Annotated in this window: 14 protein-coding genes and 1 pseudogene; 5 read left to right on the top strand and 10 right to left on the bottom strand. The window is 73.3% G+C overall.

The window, feature by feature from the left end:
• Positions 1-96: 96 nt before the first annotated feature.
• From AOQ37_RS28535 to AOQ37_RS28525, 3 genes are read right to left on the bottom strand one after another with little or no spacing between them, the layout of a single operon-like run.
• A complete protein-coding gene (locus AOQ37_RS28535) occupies positions 97-936 on the bottom strand; it encodes a sugar phosphate isomerase/epimerase family protein (RefSeq protein ID WP_062648273.1) in 840 nt (279 codons plus the stop codon).
• Positions 933-2,087, bottom strand: coding sequence for a dihydrodipicolinate synthase family protein (locus tag AOQ37_RS28530; protein ID WP_062648271.1), 1,155 nt, complete (start codon positions 2,085-2,087; stop codon positions 933-935). Before AOQ37_RS28530 ends, AOQ37_RS28535 begins: the two co-directional genes overlap by 4 nt.
• Positions 2,084-3,241: a Gfo/Idh/MocA family protein gene (locus AOQ37_RS28525; RefSeq protein WP_062648269.1), complete on the bottom strand. Its 1,158-nt coding sequence runs from the start codon at positions 3,239-3,241 to the stop codon at positions 2,084-2,086. The genes AOQ37_RS28530 and AOQ37_RS28525 overlap by 4 nt, the downstream gene beginning before the upstream one ends.
• Before the next feature lie 276 nt (positions 3,242-3,517).
• On the opposite strand from AOQ37_RS28525, the gene AOQ37_RS28520 reads away from it, so the two are divergent.
• The 3 genes from AOQ37_RS28520 (at position 3,518) to AOQ37_RS28510 (ending at position 7,025) form a co-directional block, all read left to right on the top strand.
• Complete coding sequence (locus AOQ37_RS28520) at positions 3,518-4,564, top strand: LacI family DNA-binding transcriptional regulator (protein WP_062648267.1); 1,047 nt, start codon at positions 3,518-3,520, stop codon at positions 4,562-4,564.
• Positions 4,565-4,724: 160 nt separating this feature from the next.
• Positions 4,725-5,513: a sugar phosphate isomerase/epimerase family protein gene (locus AOQ37_RS28515; protein ID WP_062648479.1), complete on the top strand. Its 789-nt coding sequence runs from the start codon at positions 4,725-4,727 to the stop codon at positions 5,511-5,513.
• A gap of 186 nt (positions 5,514-5,699) precedes the next feature.
• Positions 5,700-7,025, top strand: coding sequence for an MFS transporter (locus AOQ37_RS28510; protein WP_062648265.1), 1,326 nt, complete (start codon positions 5,700-5,702; stop codon positions 7,023-7,025).
• On the opposite strand, the gene AOQ37_RS28505 is transcribed toward AOQ37_RS28510, so the two are convergent.
• From AOQ37_RS28505 to AOQ37_RS28490, 4 genes and pseudogenes are all read right to left on the bottom strand, one after another.
• Positions 7,009-7,644, bottom strand: a complete 636-nt coding sequence (locus AOQ37_RS28505) for an alpha/beta hydrolase (protein ID WP_062648263.1) — start codon at positions 7,642-7,644, stop codon at positions 7,009-7,011. The genes AOQ37_RS28510 and AOQ37_RS28505 overlap by 17 nt on opposite strands.
• A gap of 157 nt (positions 7,645-7,801) precedes the next feature.
• Positions 7,802-8,434, bottom strand: a complete 633-nt coding sequence (locus tag AOQ37_RS28500; protein WP_062648261.1) for a GNAT family N-acetyltransferase — start codon at positions 8,432-8,434, stop codon at positions 7,802-7,804.
• Complete coding sequence (gene aroA, locus AOQ37_RS28495) at positions 8,431-9,717, bottom strand: 3-phosphoshikimate 1-carboxyvinyltransferase (protein WP_062648259.1); 1,287 nt, start codon at positions 9,715-9,717, stop codon at positions 8,431-8,433. The genes AOQ37_RS28500 and aroA overlap by 4 nt, the downstream gene beginning before the upstream one ends.
• A gap of 287 nt (positions 9,718-10,004) precedes the next feature.
• A pseudogene (locus AOQ37_RS28490) lies at positions 10,005-10,940 on the bottom strand (EamA family transporter); the annotation flags it as partial.
• 97 nt (positions 10,941-11,037) lie between these two features.
• Here AOQ37_RS28490 and AOQ37_RS28485 point away from each other — a divergent pair.
• The gene (locus tag AOQ37_RS28485) at positions 11,038-11,964 is read left to right on the top strand and encodes a LysR family transcriptional regulator (protein WP_062648255.1); all 927 of its coding nucleotides are present in this window, start codon (positions 11,038-11,040) and stop codon (positions 11,962-11,964) included.
• A gap of 471 nt (positions 11,965-12,435) precedes the next feature.
• The gene (locus tag AOQ37_RS28480) at positions 12,436-14,226 is read left to right on the top strand and encodes a glycoside hydrolase family 3 protein (protein WP_062648253.1); all 1,791 of its coding nucleotides are present in this window, start codon (positions 12,436-12,438) and stop codon (positions 14,224-14,226) included.
• Between the two features lie 163 nt (positions 14,227-14,389).
• Here AOQ37_RS28480 and AOQ37_RS28475 read toward each other — a convergent pair whose 3' ends face one another.
• The 3 genes from AOQ37_RS28475 to AOQ37_RS28465 all read right to left on the bottom strand — a co-directional run bounded on the left by AOQ37_RS28475 (position 14,390) and on the right by AOQ37_RS28465 (position 20,138).
• Positions 14,390-15,820: a S28 family serine protease gene (locus AOQ37_RS28475; RefSeq protein ID WP_062648251.1), complete on the bottom strand. Its 1,431-nt coding sequence runs from the start codon at positions 15,818-15,820 to the stop codon at positions 14,390-14,392.
• Positions 15,821-15,931: 111 nt separating this feature from the next.
• On the bottom strand, positions 15,932-16,315 hold the full coding sequence (locus AOQ37_RS28470; protein WP_107085322.1) for a hypothetical protein: 384 nt from the start codon (positions 16,313-16,315) through the stop codon (positions 15,932-15,934).
• 103 nt (positions 16,316-16,418) lie between these two features.
• Positions 16,419-20,138 carry an ABC transporter ATP-binding protein gene (locus AOQ37_RS28465; protein ID WP_062648249.1) on the bottom strand — a complete coding sequence of 1,240 codons (3,720 nt, stop codon included), beginning with the start codon at positions 20,136-20,138 and terminating at the stop codon, positions 16,419-16,421.
• Positions 20,139-20,182: the final 44 nt, after the last annotated feature.

Raw genomic sequence — 20,182 nt, 5'->3', positions numbered from 1 at the left:
CCCATGGGCGTCGGCATCCGTTCGCTCGGGTGTGGCACCCGATCTTAGGGCCGTGGCCTGCCGCTCAGTGCGGGAAGCGGGCAGGCCACGGACCCGTCAGTCCGCCGTGTGCGCCACGAACCGAGCCGCCGTCTCCGCCAGGACCTCGCGGCCGTCCCTCGCCCACAGGGCGTCGTTGAAGAGTTCGACCTCGATCGCGCCGGTGTATCCGGCCTTCGTCACGTGGCCCAGCCACTCGCGCATGTCGATCGCGCCGTCGCCGATCTGGCCCCGGCCGTTGAGGACGCCCTCCGGGAGGGGGGTCGTCCAGTCGGCGAGCTGGAAGGTGTGGATACGGCCGGCCGCGCCCGCCCGGGCGATCTGCGCGGGCGCCCGGTCGTCCCACCAGATGTGGTACGTGTCGACGGTGACGCCGACCTGGTGGGCGGGGAAGCGTTCCGCGAGGTCCAGGGCCTGGGTGAGGGTGGAGACCACACAGCGGTCGGCGGCGTACATGGGGTGCAGGGGCTCGATCGCCAGCTTCACCCCATGGTCCTCTGCGTAGGGGCCGAGGACCGACAGGGCGTCGGCGATGCGCTCGCGGGCGCCGTGCAGGTCCTTCGAGCCGGCGGGCAGGCCACCGGAGACCAGGACCAGCACCCCGGTGCCGAGGGCCGCGGCCTCGTCCACGGCCCGGCGGTTGTCGGCCAGGGCGGCGGCCCGTTCGACCGGGTCTAGGGCGGTGAGGAAGCCGCCGCGGCACAGCGTCGTCACCGTCAGGCCCGCGTCGCGGACCAGCTTCGCGGCCCGCTCCACGCCGTACGTCCGCACCGGCTCGCGCCACAGGCCGACGTTGGTGACGCCCAGGTCGCCGCAGGCGGCGACCAGTTCGGGCATCGACAGCTGCTTCACCGTCATCTGGTTGATGGAGAAGCGGGTCAGGTCCGGGTCGCTCACTGGGTCACTCCGTACAGGGCGAGCAGGTTCTTCATCCGCTCCTCGGCCAGCTTGGGGTCGGGGAACAGGCCCAGCCCGTCGGCGAGTTCGTAGGCGCGGGCGAAGTGCGGCAGGGAACGGGCCGACTGGAGGCCGCCGACCATCGTGAAGTGCGACTGGTGGCCGGCCAGCCAGGCCAGGAACACCACGCCCGTCTTGTAGAAGCGGGTGGGGGTCCGGAACAGGTGTCTGGACAACTCGACGGTGGGGTCGAGAAGTTCACGGAAGCCGGCCGTGTTCCCCGTGTCGAGGACCCGGACCGCCTCCGCCGCCAGCGGGCCCAGCGGGTCGAAGATGCCGAGCAGGGCGTGGCTGAAGCCCTTCTCGTCGCCCGCGATCAGCTCGGGGTAGTGGAAGTCGTCGCCCGTGTAGCAGCGCACGCCCTGCGGCAGCCTGCGGCGGATGTCGATCTCCCGCCCGGCGTCCAGCAGGGAGACCTTGATGCCCTCGACCTTGTCCGGGTGGGCGGCGATGACCTCCAGGAAGGTGGCGGTGGCCGCGTCGAGGTCGCCCGACCCCCAGTAGCCCTCCAGCGCCGGGTCGAACATCGGGCCCAGCCAGTGCAGGACCACCGGCTCGGAGGACTGGCGCAGCAGGTGTCCGTAGACGTCGAGGTAGTCCTCGGGGCCCGACGCGGCCGCCGCCAGGGCGCGGGACGCCATCAGGATGGGCCGCGCGCCGGAGGCCTCGACGAGGGCGAGCTGCTCCTCGTAGGCCGCGCGGACCTCGGCGAGGGTCGCCGGGCCGGTCAGCTGGTCGGTGCCGACACCGCAGGCGACGAGCCCGCCCACGGACTTCGCCTCGGCGGCCGAGCGGCGGATCAGTTCCGCCGCGCCCGCCCAGTCCAGGCCCATACCGCGCTGGGCGGTGTCCATCGCCTCGGCGACGCCGAGCCCGTGGGACCACAGATGGCGGCGGAAGGCGAGCGTGGCGTCCCAGTCGATCGCGGCGGGCGAGTCGGGCGTGGTGTCCGCGAACGGGTCCGCGACGACGTGCGCCGCCGAGAAGACCGTACGGGAGGTGAAGGGCGCGCCGGTGGTGAGGGCGAGGGGCTCGGCGCGGGGCTCGTAGCCGCGCAGCGCCCCGTCGGCGCCGGGGAGCCGGAGGGTCACAGCGTCACCTCGGGAACGTCCAGACGCAGGCCCTGCGAGGAGGACTTCAGGCCGAGTTCGGCGAGCTGGACGCCACGGGCGCCGGCCAGCAGGTCCCAGTGGTAGGGGGCGTCGGCGTAGACATGCTTGAGGAACAGCTCCCACTGCGCCTTGAAGCCGTTGTCGAACTCGCCGTTGTCGGGCACCTCCTGCCATTGGTCACGGAAGACCTCGGTGGCGGGGATGTCCGGGTTCCAGACGGGCTTGGGGGTCGCGCTGCGGTGCTGGACACGGCAGTCGCGCAGACCGGCGACGGCCGAGCCCTCCGTGCCGTCGACCTGGAACTCCACGAGTTCGTCGCGGTTGACGCGGACCGCCCAGGAGGAGTTGATCTGGGCGATGGCGCCGCCGTCGAGTTCGAAGATGCCGTAGGCGGCGTCGTCGGCCGTGGCGTCGTAGGGCTTGCCGTTCTCGTCCCAGCGCTGCGGGATGTGGGTGGTGGCGATGGCCTGGACGGACTTCACCCGGCCGAACAGCTCGTGCAGGACGTACTCCCAGTGCGGGAACATGTCGACGACGATGCCGCCGCCGTCCTCGGCGCGGTAGTTCCAGGACGGGCGCTGGGCGGCCTGCCAGTCGCCCTCGAAGACCCAGTAGCCGAACTCGCCGCGGACGGAGAGGATCCGGCCGAAGAAGCCGCCGTCGATGAGGCGCTTCAGCTTCAGCAGACCCGGCAGGAACAGCTTGTCCTGGACGACGCCGTGCTTGACGCCCGCGGCGGTGGCCAGCCGGGCGAGTTCGAGGGCGCCGTCGAGGCCGGTGGCGGTCGGCTTCTCGGTGTAGATGTGCTTGCCGGCCGCGATGGCCTTGGTGATGGCCTCCTCGCGGGCGGACGTGACCTGGGCGTCGAAGTAGATGTCCACGGTGGGGTCGGCGAGGACCGCGTCGACGTCGGTGGAGACGTTGCACGGATCCAGTCCGTGCCGCTCGGCCAGCGCCTTCAGCGCGTGTTCGCGGCGGCCGACGAGGATCGGTTCCGGCCACAGCACGGTGCCGTCGCCGAGGTCGAGTCCGCCCTGTTCCCGCAGGGCCAGGATGGAGCGGACGAGGTGCTGGCGGTATCCCATGCGCCCCGTCACGCCGTTCATGGCGATACGCACCGTCTTGCGTGTCACGTCGGTCCCTTCGTAGGCGTAGTACGCGGTTGTGCGCGCCGCGTACGCCTCTTCCTGATCAGCGTTACAGCAAGCGCTTTCTATACAAGGAGAAGCTAGCCTCTGACCAGCGGTCGGGACAAGACCGTGTCCATCTCGAGTTGTTCGAGGGGGCGAACAACGAGGGTCCCGGGCCGTAAGGTCTGCTCGACACGCCCGGAACCAAGCCCGTGGGGCAGCTGTCTACCAGGGCGTACGACGACGTACGACGAGATGTGTGACCGGAGGACAGACGAGATGACGGTGACCCTGGCGGACGTGGCGGCCCGCGCGCAGGTCTCGCCCGCGACGGTGTCGCGCGTGCTGAACGGGAACTACCCCGTGGCGGCCACCACCAGGGAGCGGGTGCTGCGGGCGGTCGACGAGCTGGACTACGTACTGAACGGACCGGCGAGCGCGCTGGCCGCGGCGACGTCCGACCTGGTCGGCATCCTGGTGAACGACATCGCGGACCCCTTCTTCGGGATCATGGCGAGCGCGATCCAGTCGGAGATCGGGGGGCCCGGCGGCCGGGCCGGTGGCGAACGGCTCGCGGTGGTCTGCAACACCGGAGGCTCGCCGGAGCGTGAACTGACCTACCTGACGCTGCTTCAGCGGCAGCGGGCCGCGGCCGTGGTGCTGACCGGCGGGGCGATGGAGAACGAGCCGCACGCGGCGGCGGTGGCGGCGAAGCTGCGCCGGCTCGGCGAGGCGGGCACGCGGATCGTGCTGTGCGGCCGGCCGCCGGCGCCCGAGACCACGGCGATCGCGCTGACCTTCGACAACCGCGGGGGCGGGCGGGAACTGACCGAGCACCTGATCGGGCTCGGGCACCGGCGGCTCGGCTACATCGCGGGCCCGGAGGAGCGCACGACCACCCGGCACCGGTTGGAGGGTCACCGGGCGGCACTGGCCGCGGCCGGCATCGAGGAGGACCCCCGCTGGACCGTGCACGGACGGTACGACCGCCGGGCCGGCTACGAGGCGACGCTGGAACTCCTGCGCCGCGATCCCTCCCTGACGGCGGTCGTCGCCGCCAACGACTCCGTCGCCCTGGGCGCCTGCGCGGCGCTGCGCGACTCCGGCCTGCGGATCCCCGACGACGTCTCGGTGGCCGGCTTCGACGACCTCCCCTTCAGCATCGACGCGATGCCCTCCCTCACGACGGTGCGGCTGCCGCTGGCCGAGGCGGGCGCGCGGGCGGGACGCATCGCCATGGGCCGCGAGGAGCCGCCGCCCGGCGGGATCGCCACGGTGCGCGGCGAGTTGATGGTGCGGGGGTCCTCCGGGGTGCCGCGGGAGTGAGGGTGGTCCTCCGGACGGCTACGGGAGTGACGGTGCGGGGGTCCTCCGGACGGCCGCGGGAGTGACGGTGCGGGGGGGGGAGGGCGGAAGCCGGGGATGCGGGCGCGGTGCGGGTGGCTTCCGCTGGACCCTGGCACCGGATCGGGTGACAGTGGTGACCATGAAGCTCGCCTTCTCCACCCTCGGTGTTCCCGGTGTTCCCCTGCCCGAGGTGCTGCGGCTCGCGGTCGCGCACGGGTATCACGGCGTGGAGCTCCGCGCCCATCCGGAGGAGCCGGTCCATCCAGGACTGGGCCCGGACGAACGGGCCGACGCCGCCGCCGGGTTCAAGGCGGCGGGCGTCGAGATCCTGGGGCTCGCGGGCTACCCGCGGGTCGCCGCGCCGGGCGCCGACGAACCCGTGATCGAGGAGATCCGGCAACTCGTCGACCTCGCCCATGACCTCGGGGCGCCCTTCGTGCGGGTCTTTCCCGGCGGCGAGGACGAGCACGCCGACGCCGTCGCCGCCCGGCGGCTCGGCACCGCCGGGGAGTACGCCGCCGGCCTCGGCGTACGCGTCCTGCTGGAGACCCACGACTCGCACCGGACCGGCGCGGACGCGATCCGTGTGCTCGGTCCGGTGGGGCACCGGCAGGTCGGTGCGCTGTGGGACGTCATGCACACCTGGCTGGGCGGCGAGCAGCCGCGCGAGAGCTACGCGGCACTCGCGCCGTATCTCGGATACGTGCAGGTCAAGGACATCGCCTCGGCCGAGGACAGCACCCCTGTGGCCCTCGGCGCCGGGGTGCTGCCGCTCGCCGAGTGCGTGGAGGTCCTGACCCGAAACGGCTGGGACGGCTGGCTGTGCTGGGAGTACGAGAAGCGCTGGTACGAGCACGCCGAGCCGCTGCCCGGCCTGCTGGGCGCCGGCCGCGAACACCTCGGCCGGCTGCTGAACGACTCCGCGTGATGATGACGACGATGACGGGGACGACCTGAAACGCACGTCCCGTCCGGCCTGATGCGCCGCAGGGGCCTCGCCCGGGGTGGGTGAGGGGGGTGGGGGCCGGTAATCGGCTGGTCTCGAGAGTGAGGGGCGGGTTAGTCTCCGCGCCGTGTATCAGCAGCCCAGGGCGCGTGGCGCCGTCGTTCCGTCATGAGTCCTCTGTCCGGGATCCTGGTCGACGTCCGGCCGCTTCGGTCCTCCCCCGTCTTCCGGCGGCTGCTGATCGGGCGCACGGTGTCCACGCTCGGCAGCTTCATGACCATGGTCACCGTCATGTACCAGGTATGGGACACGACCCACAGCTCGGTGTGGAGCGGCGCGGTCGGGGTGGCGCAGGCGCTGCCCCTGATCGGTGTCGGCCTGTTCGCGGGGTCCTGGGTGGACCGGGCCGACCGCCGCCGCGCGTATCTCCTGAGCACGGTCGGCTCGGCGGGCTGCTCCGTCCTGCTGGCCGTGCAGGGCTTCACCGGAGGGGTGCCGGTGGCCGTGGTGCTGGCGCTGGTGGCGGTGCAGTCCTCGTTCGCGGCGATCGGCGCACCCGCGGCGGGTGTGTTCGTGCCCCGGCTGCTGCCCAGGGACCAGGTGGCCGCCGGTCTCGCCCTGAACCAGGTCACCGGCCAGGCGATGATGCTGCTCGGCCCGGCCGTCGCCGGTGTCGTGCTCGGCTGGTGGGGCATCGGCGTCTGCTACCTGGTGGACGCCCTCACCTTCGGCATGGCCTTCTACGGCGCCTACGGTCTGCCCGCGCTGCCGCCCGAGGGCGAGAAGTCCCGCCCCGGTGTCCATGGCGTCCTGGACGGGCTCCGGTTCCTGACCGGTCACCGGGTGGTGCGCGGCGCGCTGCTGGTCGACCTGGCCGCCACCGTGCTGGCGATGCCGGCCAGTCTCTTCCCGCTCGTCAACGAGGAACGCTTCGGCGGTGACCCGCGCACGCTGGGTCTGTTCCTGTCCGCGCTCGCCGTGGGCGGGGTGGCGGCGACCGCCCTGTCCGGGCCGGTCACCCGGCTCGCCCGCCCCGGACCGGTGATGCTCTGCTCCGCGGCTCTCTGGGGCGCGGCCCTCGCCCTCTTCGGCGTGACGAGCGGCGCCTGGGCGGGCCTGGCGATGCTGACGGTGGCCGGTGCGGCGGACTCGGTGGCCGTGCTGTCCCGGGCCACGATCGTGCAGACCCGGACGCCGGACGCCCTGCTGGGCCGGGTGACGGCGGCCGAGGCGATCGTCGGCCAGGCGGGGCCCAACCTCGGCAATCTGCGCGGCGGTGTGGTGGCCGGCTGGACCTCGGGCACGACCGCGCTGATCACCGGCGGCCTGCTGTGCCTGGCGGCGGTCACCGCGGTGGGGACGACGACTCCGGAACTGCGCGGCGGCCGTGCGCGCGGCACGGACCCGTCGGCCCCGGGCCGTCCGGACGCCGCCGCCGCGGTCGGCCCCGCGGCCGTCCCCTCGGCCGACGGGACGGCTACCCCCGCACCGTGAACCGCGCCCGCGCGTCCAGGCACCACTCCAGCACCGACGGCCAGGAACCGTAACCGGCGTCCAGGTCGAGGTGGGCGGCGCCCGGGAGGAGTTCGGCGGTGAGGCCCAGCGGGTCGCCGTAGGCCGTCTGCGCGCCTTCCGGGAGGTAGGGGTCGTCGTCCCCGGCGACGAGCCGGGTCGGCTGCGGCAGCGTGCGGCCGGCCGGCAGCCGTGCGAGGCCGCCCTCCTCGAACCCGAACCCCTCGACCTGCGGATACCGCGCGAGGACCGAGCCGGACGGCGGCGACACCAGCAGCACCCGGTCGACGCCCGCGAGTCCCGGCAGGTCGCGGCGGACGGCGTGCAGCCAGAGCAGGACCGAGAGGCTGTGGGCGACGACCACCCGCTCGGCACCGGAGGCGAGCGCGTCGAGGTGACGGGCCAGCTCCGTCAGCCAGACCTCCAGGTCGGGGTCGTCCGGGTCGGGCAGCTGCGGATAGACCACCTGGTGGCCGAGTCCGGTGAGACGGTCCGCGAGCCAGTGCTGCCAGTGCTCCTCGGGGCGGTGGTTCTGCCAGCCGTGGAGGATGAGAAAGGAACGTGCGGTGGGGAGGGAAGGTGCGGTGGGGCCTGTGATCATGGGGCCGATGATTTCCGACCTCGTCGCGCACGGTCCAGTGCGTCTTGCGGCCGTACCGCCCGCCGGTGGCGGCGGGGACGACAGGAGGGCACCGGACCGTCCGCGCGTCCGTCCGGTCCTGGCCAGGCGTCCGGGGCCTGTCCACACGTCCGGCGGCTCATGCTGTCCGCGACACGAAGCCCGCCACCCGTTCCGCCAGCCGCCGCTCGCACCGGGGCCACTCCTCCGCCGTGATGGAGAAGATCGCGGAGTCGCGCAGGCGGTCCTCCTCGCCCGGCGCCCAGGAGCGGGACCAGTTGCGCAGGACGCCCTCGAAGCGGGCGCCGACGCTCGTGATGGCCGCGCGGGAGCGGGTGTTGCGGGCGTCCGTCTTCAGGTCCACCCGGGAGACACCCCACCGCGCGAAGGCGTGCCGGAAGAGGAGGAGCTTGGCCTCGGCGTTGATGCCCGTGCCCTGGGCGGAACCGGCCAGCCAGGTGAAACCGACCTCGACGGCGTCCAGTCGCCCGTCGTCGCGCCAGGAGCGCGGCTCCCAGTACGAGGTCGCGCCGACCGCCCGGCCGGAGGCGAGGGAGATCTGGGCGTAGGGCGCGAGCCTGCCGGTCGCCGCGCGGGCGAGCTGGGCGTCGACGTAGTCTCCGACCTCGGACGCCCTCGGCACCCAGGTGAAGTCGTACGTCTGCCGGTTCTCCTCCGCCGCCACCGCGAGGTCGGCCGTGTGCCGTCGCGTCAGCGGCTCCAGGCGCACCAGCGCGCCCTCGAGGAGCGGTCCCTCCAGCTTGAAACTCACCCGTCGCCGTCCTTCCGAAGTACCTTCGCCAGCTCCGCGAACGCCTCGTGGAAACCGGGAAAAGTCTTGCGGACGCAGCCGGGGTCGTCGAACGAGATTCCCGGGACCCGCAGGCCGGTCACCGCGAACGACATGACGATGCGGTGGTCGCCGTAGGTCTTGATGTCGGCGCCCGTGAGCGGACCGCCCGCAGGGGAACCGTTCGCACGCGAGCCGCCCGCGGCGGGCCTGATCTCGATCCAGTCGGGGCCGGTCGCCACCTCCGCGCCCAGCCGCCGGAGGTTCTCCGCGCAGGCCTCCAGGCGGTCGCACTCCTTCACCCGCGTGTTCGCCACGTCCTCGATGCGTACGGGGCCGGAGGCGAAGGGCGCGATCGCGGCGAGGGTCGGCATGGTGTCGGAGATGTCCCGCATGTTGACCGTGACGCCGTGGAGTTCACCGGTCCCCGACACGGTCGTACGGTCCGCGCCGACGTCCACCCGGGCGCCCATCCGGCGCAGTACGTCCACGAAGCCCAGGTCGCCCTGGAGCGCGCCCCGGCCGAGACCCGGCACGGTGACCTCGCCGCCGGTCAGCGCGGCCGCCGCGAAGAAGTAGCTCGCGGTGGAGGCGTCGGGTTCGATCGCGTAGGCCGTGGCCCGGTAGCCGCCCGGCGGGACCACGTAGGTGTTCCCCTCGCGCCCCACCTCCACCCCGAACGCCCGCATCATCGCGAGGGTGATCTCGACGTACGGCACCGAGACCAGGTCGGTGACCGTGATGCGCAGGCCGGTGCGGGTGAGCGGGCCGAGCAGCAGGAGCGCGGTCAGGTACTGGGAGGACTGGCCGGCGTCCAGCACCACGTCCCCGCCCTCGACGCCGGCCGCCCGCACGGTCAGCGGGTGGTGGCCCTCCGCCTCCTCGTGCCGCAGGTCCACGCCCAGGTCGCGCAGGGCGCGGGTGAGCGGGAGGAGGGGGCGGCGGCGCATCTGCGGGGAGGCGTCGAAGCGGTAGGTGCCGTGGCCGGCCGCGGCGAGGGCGGGCAGGAAGCGTGCGGTGGTCGCGCCGTCCCGGCAGTAGACCTCGGCCTCGGCGAGCGCCGGGCCCTGCGGGCGGCCGTCGACCTGCCAGGCGTCCGGTGTCCGTCCCACGCGGTAGCCGAGCCGTGTCAGGCCCTCGGCGAACCCCTCGGTGTCGTCGGAGCGGAGGGGGCGCTGGAGGGTGGTGACGCCGTCGGCTGCCGCCGCCAGGAACAGGGCACGGGCGGTGAGGGACTTGGAACCGGGGATGTCGACGAGGGCCATGCCCCTCATGATCCCGCGCGGGTCCGCTCCGCTGCCGGTACGTCCACGGGATGGACGGAAGTCGGGACGGTTCCCTCCGGCTGAACGGCGGGTTCGGCGACGGGCCCTGCGGTGGGGCGGGCGGTGGACCCGGCGACGGGACCGGCCGCTGGACCGGCGGTGGAAACGGCGGTGGACCCGGCGACGGGACCGGCCGCGGGAACGGCGGTAGACCCGGCGACGGGAACGGCCGCGGGAACGGCGGTAGACCCGGCGACGGCAACGGCCGCGGGACCGGCGGAAGACCCGGCGACGGGAACGGCGGTAGACCCGGCGACGGGACCAGCCGCGGGAACGGCGACGGGCCGGGGGGCCTTCCTCGCGGTCTTCCCCGCCGGTGCGAGGGAGGTCAGGGCCACGCCCGTCACCAGCAGTGCCGCCGCGCACCAGCGCGGGCCGCTCACCGATTCACCGAGGAACAGGGCGGCCGACGTCATGCCGAAGACGGGGACCAGGAGGGAGAAGGGGGCCACCGTGGACGCCGGGTGGCGGCGCAGCAGCCAGCCCCAGGCGCCGAAGCCGAAGACCGTGGTGACCCACGCGACGTAGGCGACGGTGCCGGCCGCCTGCCAGTCCAGCGCGCGCAGCGCGGCCAGGTCCCGTGACGGGCCCTCGGTCAGCAGCGAGAGGGCGAGCAGGGGCAGTACCGGGACCGTGCTCACCCACACCATGAAGTTCAGCGCGTCCGGCGGGGAGGCCTTGCGGGTGAGGACGTTCGACCCGCCCCAGCAGGCCGCCGCCGCCACGACCAGCGCGAACGCCCCGAGCGAGCCGGAGGTGCCCTCGTCGGCGGCGGCCACCCCGATCCCGGCGAGGGCCACGGCCATGCCGAGCAGCCCGATCCGGGTGGGCCGTTCGCCGAGCACCGCGAAGGCGATGACGGCCGTGAAGACGGCCTGGATCTGGAGGACCAGGGAGGACAGGCCGGCCGGCATGCCCGCGTCCATGCCGACGAAGAGCAGCCCGAACTTCGCCACTCCCAGCACCAGGCCCACCGCCACGATCCACTTCCAGGCCACCTTCGGGCGGCCCACGAGGAACACCGCGGGCAGCGCCGCCACCAGGAAGCGCAGGGCCGAGAAGAGCAGGGGCGGGAAGTGACCGAGGCCGATCTCGACGACGGTGAAGTTCACCCCCCAGACGGCGGCGACGAGGACGGCGAGAGCGAGGTGGGAGGGGCGCATACGGCGAGGATCACCCGCCCGGACCGTGAAGCACCAGCGATGATTGCTGCATGGTTGGATGAAGGAACGCTACCGATTGCGACCGATGGGAGTTCCGGTGCTCGATCTCCAGCGACTGCGCGCCCTGCACGCCGTCTCCGTCCACGGCACCGTCGGCGCGGCGGCCGCCGCTCTCGGCTACACCCCGTCGGCGGTCTCCCAGCAGATCACCAAGCTGGAACGGGAGACCCGGACGGTTCTCCTGGAGCGGGCGGGGCGCGGTATCCGGCTCACCGACGAGGCGCTCCAACTCGCTTCCACGGCGAAGGAGTTGCTGGCGATCGTCGAGCGGGCCGAGACCGGCCTCGAGGAGCGGCGCGGGGTGCCGGCCGGGCGGCTGACCATCGCCGCGTTCGCCTCGGCGGCGCGCGGTCTGCTGCCCGGCGTCCTCGCCGACCTGGCCCGTCGGCACCCGGCCCTGGACGCCCGGCTCACCGAGGTCGACCCGCACCTGTCCGTGGACCTGGTGGCGAAAGGGGCCGTGGACCTCGCCGTCGCGCACGACTGGGACATCGTGCCGCTGCCCGCCCCGGCGGGGGTCGAGCACGCGGTGATCGGCGACGACGCGTGCGATCTGCTGGTGCCCGAGGAGCATCCCTTCGCGGGGCGGACCGGCGTACGGCGGGAGGAGCTGGGCGGGGAGCGGTGGATCTGCCAGCCTCCGGGCCGGGTGTGTCACGACTGGCTGGTGCGCACCCTGCGGACGGCGGGACACGAGCCCGACCTCGTCCACACGGCCGAGGAGAATCCGACCCTCGTCGCCCTGGTGGCCGCGGGCCTCGGCGTCGCGCTCATCCCCCGCCTCGGACGCGGACCGCTGCCGGCGGGGGTGGTGGAGGTCCCGCTCGACCCGACGCCCGTACGGCGGCTGTACGCGCTGTGGCGCACGGGGGCGGCCCGCCGCCCGGCGATCGGGGAGGCGGTACGGGTACTGCGCGAACAATGGCCGACCGCCTCGGCCCACCAGGGGGTGTCCGGCACATGAGCGCGGGTGGAGGAGCGGCGTCCGGTGCGTGCGATCGCAGCGCGCCGGAGCGCCCTCGTGGCGGACCCGCGTGGGCGCTCCGGCAACGCGGCGAGCGTGCGTGCCGGACGCCGCGACGCCGCGGGCATGTGCCGGACACCCCCTGGCCACCCCGGCCCCCGACAGCCCCGGCCCGCCGGCCACGCGGAGACGGTGGCTCGCCGGTCCTCCCCTGTCACACCCGTACCGACCTGCCGAAAGGCGTGGAGGGCCGGGAACCCTGCCTCGGGCTCGCTCGTCCAACGTCCAGGCTGCCGGACGAGTCACCGCGGTGCGGTGTCGGCCCTCGCTGCTGGCTGCGATCGCCGACCCACCCTTTCCGCCGCACCGCGGGCCGGCGGCCGAGCCGTCGTCGGCGCGCCCCCCTCCCATGCGCCGATGACGGCGCCTTCCCCGGGTAGCGTGCGCCACCTCCCCTCGGAAGGAGCGCACATGCCCTCCAGACGCACCGTCCTCGCCGCCGGCGCGGGTGTCACCGCAACCCTCGCCGTCGGCGGTCCGGCGCACGCCGACGACCGTCGTCCCGACGAACTCCTCGCCCGGATGACCCTGGAGGAGAAGGTCGGGCAGGTCTTCGTCTCGCGGGTGTACGGCCACTCGGCGACCGCGCCGGACCGGGCCGACGTCGAGGCCAACCTCGGCGAACTCGGCGTGCGCACGGCCGCCGAGCTGCTCGCCCGGTACCGGCTCGGCGGGATCATCTACTTCGGCTGGGCGCACAACACCCGCGACCCGCGGCAGATCGCGGACCTCTCCAACGGCATCCAGCGGGCCTCGCTCCAGCAGCCGAACGGCCTGCCGGTGCTGATCTCCACCGACCAGGAGCACGGTGCCGTCTGCCGGGTGGGACGCCCCGCCACGCTCTTCCCGGGCGCCATGGCGATCGGCGCCGGGGGCAGCCGCGCCGACGCCCGTACCCTCGGCCGCCTCTCCGGCCGTGAGCTGCGGGCGATGGGGGTCCGGCAGGACTACTCCCCCGTCGCCGACGTGAACGTGAACCCCGCCAATCCGGTGATCGGCGTCCGCTCCTTCGGCGCCGACCCGGCCGCGGTGGCCGCCCTGGTCGCGGCGGAGGCCGAGGGCTACCGGGCGGCGGGCGTGGCGGCGACCGCCAAGCACTTCCCCGGGCACGGCGACACGGCCGTCGACAGCCACACCGGCTTCCCCGTCATCACCCACACGCGCGAGGAGTGGGAGGCGCTGGACGCGGCGCCGTTCCGGGCGGCGATCGCGGCCGGCGTCGACTCCCTCATGACCGCGCACATCCTGGTCCCCGCCCTCGACGCCTCGGGCGACCCCGCCACCCTCTCCCGTCCGATCGTCACCGGCATCCTGCGCGAGCGGCTCGGCTTCGACGGGGTGGTGGTCACCGACGCCCTCGACATGGCGGGCGTGCGCACGAAGTACGGCGACGACCGGGTCCCGGTGCTCGCGCTGAAGGCCGGTGTCGATCAGCTCCTCAACCCGCCGGACCTGGACGTGGCCTGGAACGCCGTCCTGAAGGCCGTGCGGGACGGCGAGCTGACGGAGCGGCGGCTCGACGCGTCGGTCCTGCGGATCCTGCGGCTGAAGTCGCGGCTGGGGCTGTTCGACGAGCCGTACGTCAGTCAGGCCGGGGTGGGCCGGACGGTCGGGGCTCCGCAGCACCTCGCCGCCGCCGACCGGATCGCCGAGCGGACCACGACGCTGCTGGTCAACGAGGGGCCGCTGCTGCCGCTCTCGCCCCGGACCCACCCCCGGCTGCTGGTCGTCGGTGCCGACCCGGCGTCTCCCACCGGTACCACCGGCCCGCCCACCGGCGTCCTCGCCGCCGCCCTCACCGCGCTGGGGTTCGGGGCGACGGCCCTGTCCACGGGCACGGCTCCGTCCGCCGAGGCGATCGCCGGGGCGGTGACGGCCGCGGCCGGGGCGGACGCCGTGGTGGTCGCGACCTACAACGTCACGGCGTCCGACGGGCAGCGGACGCTGGTGGAGCGGCTGGCGGCCACCGGACGGCCGGTGGTGGCGGTGGCCGTCCGCAACCCCTACGACGTGGCCCACCTCCCGTCCGTCCGGGCCTGTCTGGCCGCCTACTCCTGGACCGACGTAGAACTGCGGGCCGCCGCCCGGGTGATCGCCGGGGCGGTCGAGCCGCGCGGAAAGCTGCCGGTGCCGGTGCGACGGGCGGACGATCCGACGCGGGTGCTGTACCCGATCGGCCACGGCCTGACGTACCGGCCCTGACCTCCGGCACCGGGCGCTTCTCCGAGACCACGCGCGAGCGGGTGCTGCACGCCGTCGAGGAGCTGGGCCACCGGCCCGACACCGCCGGTGAACGGCCCGACGGCCGACCGGCAGGTGAGCCGGCCGGCCGTCGGGCCCGCTGTACGCGGGGAGTTCACGAAGGTCACGGGCGCAGCGCGGGCTCCCGCTCCACGTCCCGGACGTCCAGCTTCGCGTCGAACTTCGCCAGCGGCCGGGCCTGCGAGACGGCGGTCGGCGCGACGCCCGCCCAGGCCAGGATGCGGGCCGTGGCCAGTGCCTTCTGGTCGGGGACCAGACCGGCGACGTTCGCGCCGTGGTTCAGGCCCGGGGCGGTGAGGACATAGCTGTCCCGGGCGCCCTTGCCGAGCCGGAAGCGTTCCGCGCCCCAGGGGTCGTTCTGGCCGTAGACGAAGAGCATGTGACGGGCGTTGTGCTTCACCCAGGTGTCGACGTCGCGCATCGCCGAGGGCTGGAACCTCATGGCGATGTCACGCGGGACGAAGTTCCGCGGGGGCTGGTAGCCGTAGCGGATGTACTTCTTCTCGATGGACGGGAAGTGGATGCTGGGGGCGCCCAGTTGGGTGCCCGCCTGGTAGTAGTACGGGGTGTACGGGGACAGGCCCTGGTCCGTGTAGAACGAGAAGCCCGAGATCGTGTCGACGGACGTCCAGATCTCGTCGTCCGTCGCCGTGGCCGCGTCCGCCGGGATCGACGCGCAGTCGGACAGCAGGCTGTACTGCCAGAAGCCCCAGACGTAGTCGAGGACGACGGCCTCGTAGGCGCGGTCCAGGCTGCCGATGGTGGTGAAGGTGTAGCCGTTCTCCGCCGCGTACGCCGCGTACTTCTGCTCCAGCGGTTCCCGGCGCACCAGCGCCTCGCGCTGTACGGCGTTCAGGCGGTCGCGGCACTCCTCGGTGCCGACGCCCGCGAAGAAGCGGTCGTAGGCGGAGTCCTCGTCGTTGACGACGTCGTTCGGGGCCACGTAGGCCACCACGCCGTCCATGTCCCTGGGGTAGAAGCGCTCGTAGTACGTCGCGGTCATACCGCCCTTGGAGCCGCCCGTGGAGATCCAGTTCTTGGAGTAGATCTTCTTCAGCGCCGTGAAGATGCGGTGCTGGTCGCTCGCCGCCTGCCAGATGTCCAGCTTGGACCAGTCGGCCGGGTCGGGGCGCGAGGGTGTGAAGAAGCGGTACTCCATGGAGACCTGGTTGCCGTCCACGATCTGGGTGGGCTCGCGGCGGCTGGGGGTGGTGGAGACGTTGTAGCCGCCGGTGTAGAAGACCGTGGGGCGGGCGGTGTCCTTGTGCAGCACGGTGATGCGCTGCTGGAACGTGCCCTTGGCGGGGTGCCGGTGGTCCACCGGCTGGGTGTAGTTCAGGACGAAGTAGCGGTAGCCGGGGTACGGCTTCTCCTCGATCAGGCTCATGCCCGGTACGGCGAGGAGCCGGTCCTTGATGTCCGTACCGGCGGTGGCCCCGGGCTCGGCGGCGGTGGCCGCCCCTGCCGTGGCCGCCGAACTCAAGGTGCCTATGAGCACCGTGAGCGCCAGCAGCCATCTGAGCGCCTTGCGCATGCGCGTGCACCCTCCCTGTGAGACAGATGTGCGTCGCCGGAAGCTATCGGAGCAACACCCGTCACACCAGAGGGGGTTGGCGCATCGCGCGTCCTGGGGCCGTCGGCCGGGTCAGCAGAGGATCCAGCCCGAGCGGTACGAAGCGCCGGCCACGGCGCCCGTCACCCGCACGCACCGGTGCCCCGCGCGGACCCTGACCGGCGGGGAACTGCGGGTGTCCTTGCGTGACTTCGACACGGCGACATGGCCGCGCGCCTGCACGCTCACCGAGATCAGCCGCTTGGTGCCGGGGTGCTTCTGGACGGTGACCGCGCAGACGTACCCGCCGTCCTTGTAGACCAGCACGGAGCCGGTGGAGAAGGGCAGCGTCCGTACCTTGCGGCCCGGGCAGGTCGAGGCGGAGGTCGCGGCCTGGGCGCTGCCCGGCGCGACGACGGCGAGCAGCCCCGACACGGTCAGCAGGACCAGCCCGAGCACCAGCCGCCGGACTGTCACGCTTCTCGCCCCTGCGCCCACGGTCGCCGCCCCTCACCCGTCCGCCGTACCTACGATCGCCGTACTGATGTACGGACGCACGCGTCACGCCGAATGGTTGCCCTCACACCGCCGCGGGCTCGTCCTCGCCGACGAAGGTGCGCCAGAGGCGGGCGTACCGGCCGCCCAGGGCGAGGAGTTCGTCGTGGGTGCCGTCCTCGGCCACCCGGCCGTGGTCCATGAGCACGACCCGGTCCGCTCGGGCGGCGGTGGTCAGGCGGTGGGCCACGACCAGGGTGGTGCGGCGCCCGGCCAGGCGGTCCGTGGCCTGGTTGACCTGGGCTTCCGTGGCCAGGTCGAGGGCGGCGGTAGCCTCGTCGAGGAGCAGGACGTCCGGGTCGACGAGCTCGGCGCGGGCCAGTGCGATCAGCTGGCGCTGGCCGGCGGAGAGGTTGCGGCCGCGCTCGGCGACCTCGTGGAGGTAGCCGCCGTCGAGGGTGGCGATCATCTCGTGCGCGCCGACCGACCTGGCCGCCGCCTCCACCTCGGCGTCGGTGGCGTCGGGACGTCCGTAGGCGATGGCGTCGCGGACGGTGCCGGGGAACAGGTACGCCTCCTGCGGGACGACGCCCAGCCGGTGGCGGTACGAGGTGAGGTCGAGGGCGCGCAGGTCCGTGCCGTCGACGGTGACCCGGCCGCCGGTGGGGTCGTAGAACCGGGCCACCAGCTTGACCAGGGTGGACTTGCCTGCGCCGGTCTCGCCGACGAAGGCGACGGTCTGGCCGGCCGGGATGGTCAGGTCGATGCCGGTGAGGGCCTCTTCCTCGTCGCCGTACCTGAAGTGCACGTCCTCGAAGGCGATCTCGCCGCGCAGCGAGAGGACCTCCTCCGGCTCGTCGGCGGACTCCGTGGACGTCGGTTCCCGGAGCAGCTGCTGGATCCGGCCCAGTGAGACGGTCGCCTGCTGGTAGCCGTCGAAGACCTGGGAGAGCTGCTGGACGGGGGCGAAGAACAGGTCGATGTAGAGGAGGTAGGCGACCAGCGCTCCGGTGGTGAGGGTCGCCGCGTCCACCCGGCCCGCGCCCGCGATCAGGACCGCCGCCGCCGCGACGGACGACAGCAGCTGCACGAACGGGAAGTAGACCGAGATCAGCCACTGGCCCCGGACCCGCGCCCGGCGGTAGCTGTCGCTGCGCTCCGCGAACCGGGCCGCGCCGTCCCGCTCGCGCCCGAAGGCCTGCACGATCCGGAGCCCGGACACCGACTCCTGGAGGTCGGCGTTGACGGTCGAGACCCGCTCGCGGGCGAGTTCGTACGCCTTCACGCTGGCCCGGCGGAAGAAGTACGTGGCGACGATCAGCGGCGGGAGCGTCGCGAAGACGACCAGCGCCAGCTGCACGTCGATGACCAGCAGGGCGCCCATGATGCCGAAGAAGGTGACGACCGAGACGAAGGCCGTGACCAGACCGGTCTGGAGGAAGGTGGAGAGGGCGTCGACGTCCGTCGTCATCCTCGTCATGATCCGGCCGGTCAGCTCCCGCTCGTAGTAGTCGAGTCCCAGCCGCTGGAGCTGGGCGAAGATCTTCAGCCGGAGGGTGTAGAGGACGCGTTCGCCGGTCCGGCCGGTCATCCGGATCTCACCGGTCTGCGCCGTCCACTGCACCAGGACGGAGAGCAGCGCCAGGAGCGAAGCCGCCCAGACGGCTCCCAGCGCGGCCCGGGTCACGCCCTGGTCGATGCCGTGCCGGATCATCACCGGCAGCAGCAGACTCGTCCCGGCGTCGACGGCGACCAGGCCGAGGCTGACGAGGAGGGGTGCGCCGAAGCCGCGCAGCAGCCTGCGCAGGCCGTACGACGCCTCCGGGCGGACCGCCTGCCGCTCGTCGACGTCGGGGGTGTCGGTGAGCGGCGGCAGCGCCTCGATCTGGGCGAGGAGTTCGGGGGTGGCCGGCATCCCGGAGAGGGCGGTCTCCTTCGGCTCGCGGTCGCCGGTCCACAGCCGGGGCGTCACCCCGCGCTCGGCGTCGAACTCGGCGTCCAGTTCGTCACGGACCGAGGTGTCCTCGCCCGGCGGCACCGGCCGGGTGCGGCCGGGCGAGACCCCGCCGAGTTCTTCGGGGTCGGTGAGCAGACGGCGGTAGAGCGCGGAGCGCTCCTGGAGCTCCTCGTGCGTGCCGAGGTCGGCGAGGCGTCCCGCGTCCAGGACGGCGATGCGGTCGGCGAGGTTGAGGGTGGAGCGGCGGTGCGCGATGAGGAGCGTGGTGCGGCCCCGCATGACCTGTCTCAGGGCCTCGTGGATCTCGTGCTCGACCGCCGCGTCCACGGCGGAGGTCGCGTCGTCGAGGACCAGCAGACGGGGGTCGGTGAGGATCGCCCGGGCGAGCGCGACCCGCTGGCGCTGGCCGCCGGAGAGGGTGAGGCCGTGCTCGCCGACCGTGGTGTCGTAGCCCTCGGGCAGCTCGGCGATGAACCGGTCGGCCTGGGCGGCGCGGGCGGCGGCCTCGATCTGCTCCTGGGTGGCCTCGGGACGGCCGTAGGCGATGTTGGCGCGGACGGTGTCGGAGAAGAGGAACGAGTCCTCGGGGACCAGGCCGATCGCGGCGCGCAGCGAGTCGAGGGTGAGCTCGCGGACGTCGTGGCCGCCGATCAGGACGGCGCCCCGGCCGACGTCGTAGAAGCGGGGCAGCAGGAGGGAGACGGTGGACTTGCCGGAGCCGGAGGAGCCCACCACGGCGAGGGTCTCGCCGGGGCGGATCTCGAAGGTGAGGCCGTCGAGGACGGGCCGGCCGGGGTCGTAGCCGAAGGACACGTCGTCGAACTCGACGCTGGCGGGGGCGTCGGCGGGCAGCGCCTTGGTGCCGTCCCGCATCGACGGTTCGGTGTCGATCAGCTCCAGGACGCGTTCGGTGCCCGCGCGGGCCTGCTGGCCGACCGTGAGGACCACGGCGAGCATCCGCACCGGGCCGACGAGCTGCGCGAGGTAGGTGGAGAAGGCGACGAAGGTGCCGAGGGTGATGTGGCCGCGCACGGCCAGCCAGCCGCCGAGCGCCAGCATGGCGACCTGGCCGAGGGCGGGGACGGCCTGGAGGGCGGGGGTGTAGGCCGAGTTCAGGCGGATCGTGCGCAGCCGCCCGGCGAAGAGCCTGCGGCCGACCTCGCGCAGTTTGCCGGTCTCCTGGTCCTCCTGGCCGAAGCCCTTCACGACCCGTACGCCGCTGACGGCCCCGTCGACCACACCGGCGACGGCCGCCGCCTGGGCCTGGGCGTACCAGGTGGCGGGGTGCAGCTTGGTCCGGCTGCGCCTGGCGATGTACGCGAGGGCGGGCGCCACGGCGAGGGCGACCAGGGTGAGCGGGAGCGACAGCCAGGCCATGATGACCAGGGAGATCAGGAAGAGGAGCAGGTTCCCGATGGTCATCGGGAGCATGAAGAGCAGACCCTGGATGAGCTGGAGGTCGCTGGTGGCGCGGCCCACGACCTGGCCGGTGGACAGCTCGTCCTGGCGCCGCCCGTCGAGCCGGGTGATCGTCTCGAACATCTCGGTCCGCAGGTCGTGCTGGACGTCGAGGGCGAGACGTCCGCCGTAGTAGCGGCGGACGAAGGTGAGGACGTAGACGAGGAGGGCGGCGGCGATCAGGGCTCCGGCCCAGGGCGCCATGCCCCTGCTGTGGTCGCCGATCACATCGTCGATGATCACCTTGGTGACCAGCGGGACCAGTGCCATGACGGCCATACCGGCGAGCGAGGAGCCGAGCGCGAGCACGACGTTGACCGGGTGACGCCAGGCGTACCCGGCCAGTCTGCGCGCCCAGCCCCGCCGCTGCTCCCCCTGCTGCGCTGCCACTCCGGTGCCCTCCTGTCGTCCCGGTCGTCCCGGTCGTCCCTGGG

The organism is Streptomyces maremycinicus (assembly GCF_001184025.1).
Lineage (GTDB): Bacteria > Actinomycetota > Actinomycetes > Streptomycetales > Streptomycetaceae > Streptomyces > Streptomyces maremycinicus.
This window is presented reverse-complemented; position numbering and strand designations above follow the sequence as displayed.

Coding starts and splice junctions, on each gene's coding strand:
- AOQ37_RS28520 (WP_062648267.1), top strand. CDS start 3,518: ATGACGGTGACCCTGGCGGACGTGGCGGCCCGCGCGCAGGTCTCGCCC.
- AOQ37_RS28505 (WP_062648263.1), bottom strand. CDS start 7,644: ATGATCACAGGCCCCACCGCACCTTCCCTCCCCACCGCACGTTCCTTT.
- AOQ37_RS28480 (WP_062648253.1), top strand. CDS start 12,436: ATGCCCTCCAGACGCACCGTCCTCGCCGCCGGCGCGGGTGTCACCGCA.
- AOQ37_RS28510 (WP_062648265.1), top strand. CDS start 5,700: ATGAGTCCTCTGTCCGGGATCCTGGTCGACGTCCGGCCGCTTCGGTCC.
- AOQ37_RS28515 (WP_062648479.1), top strand. CDS start 4,725: ATGAAGCTCGCCTTCTCCACCCTCGGTGTTCCCGGTGTTCCCCTGCCC.
- aroA (WP_062648259.1), bottom strand. CDS start 9,717: ATGGCCCTCGTCGACATCCCCGGTTCCAAGTCCCTCACCGCCCGTGCC.
- AOQ37_RS28475 (WP_062648251.1), bottom strand. CDS start 15,820: ATGCGCAAGGCGCTCAGATGGCTGCTGGCGCTCACGGTGCTCATAGGC.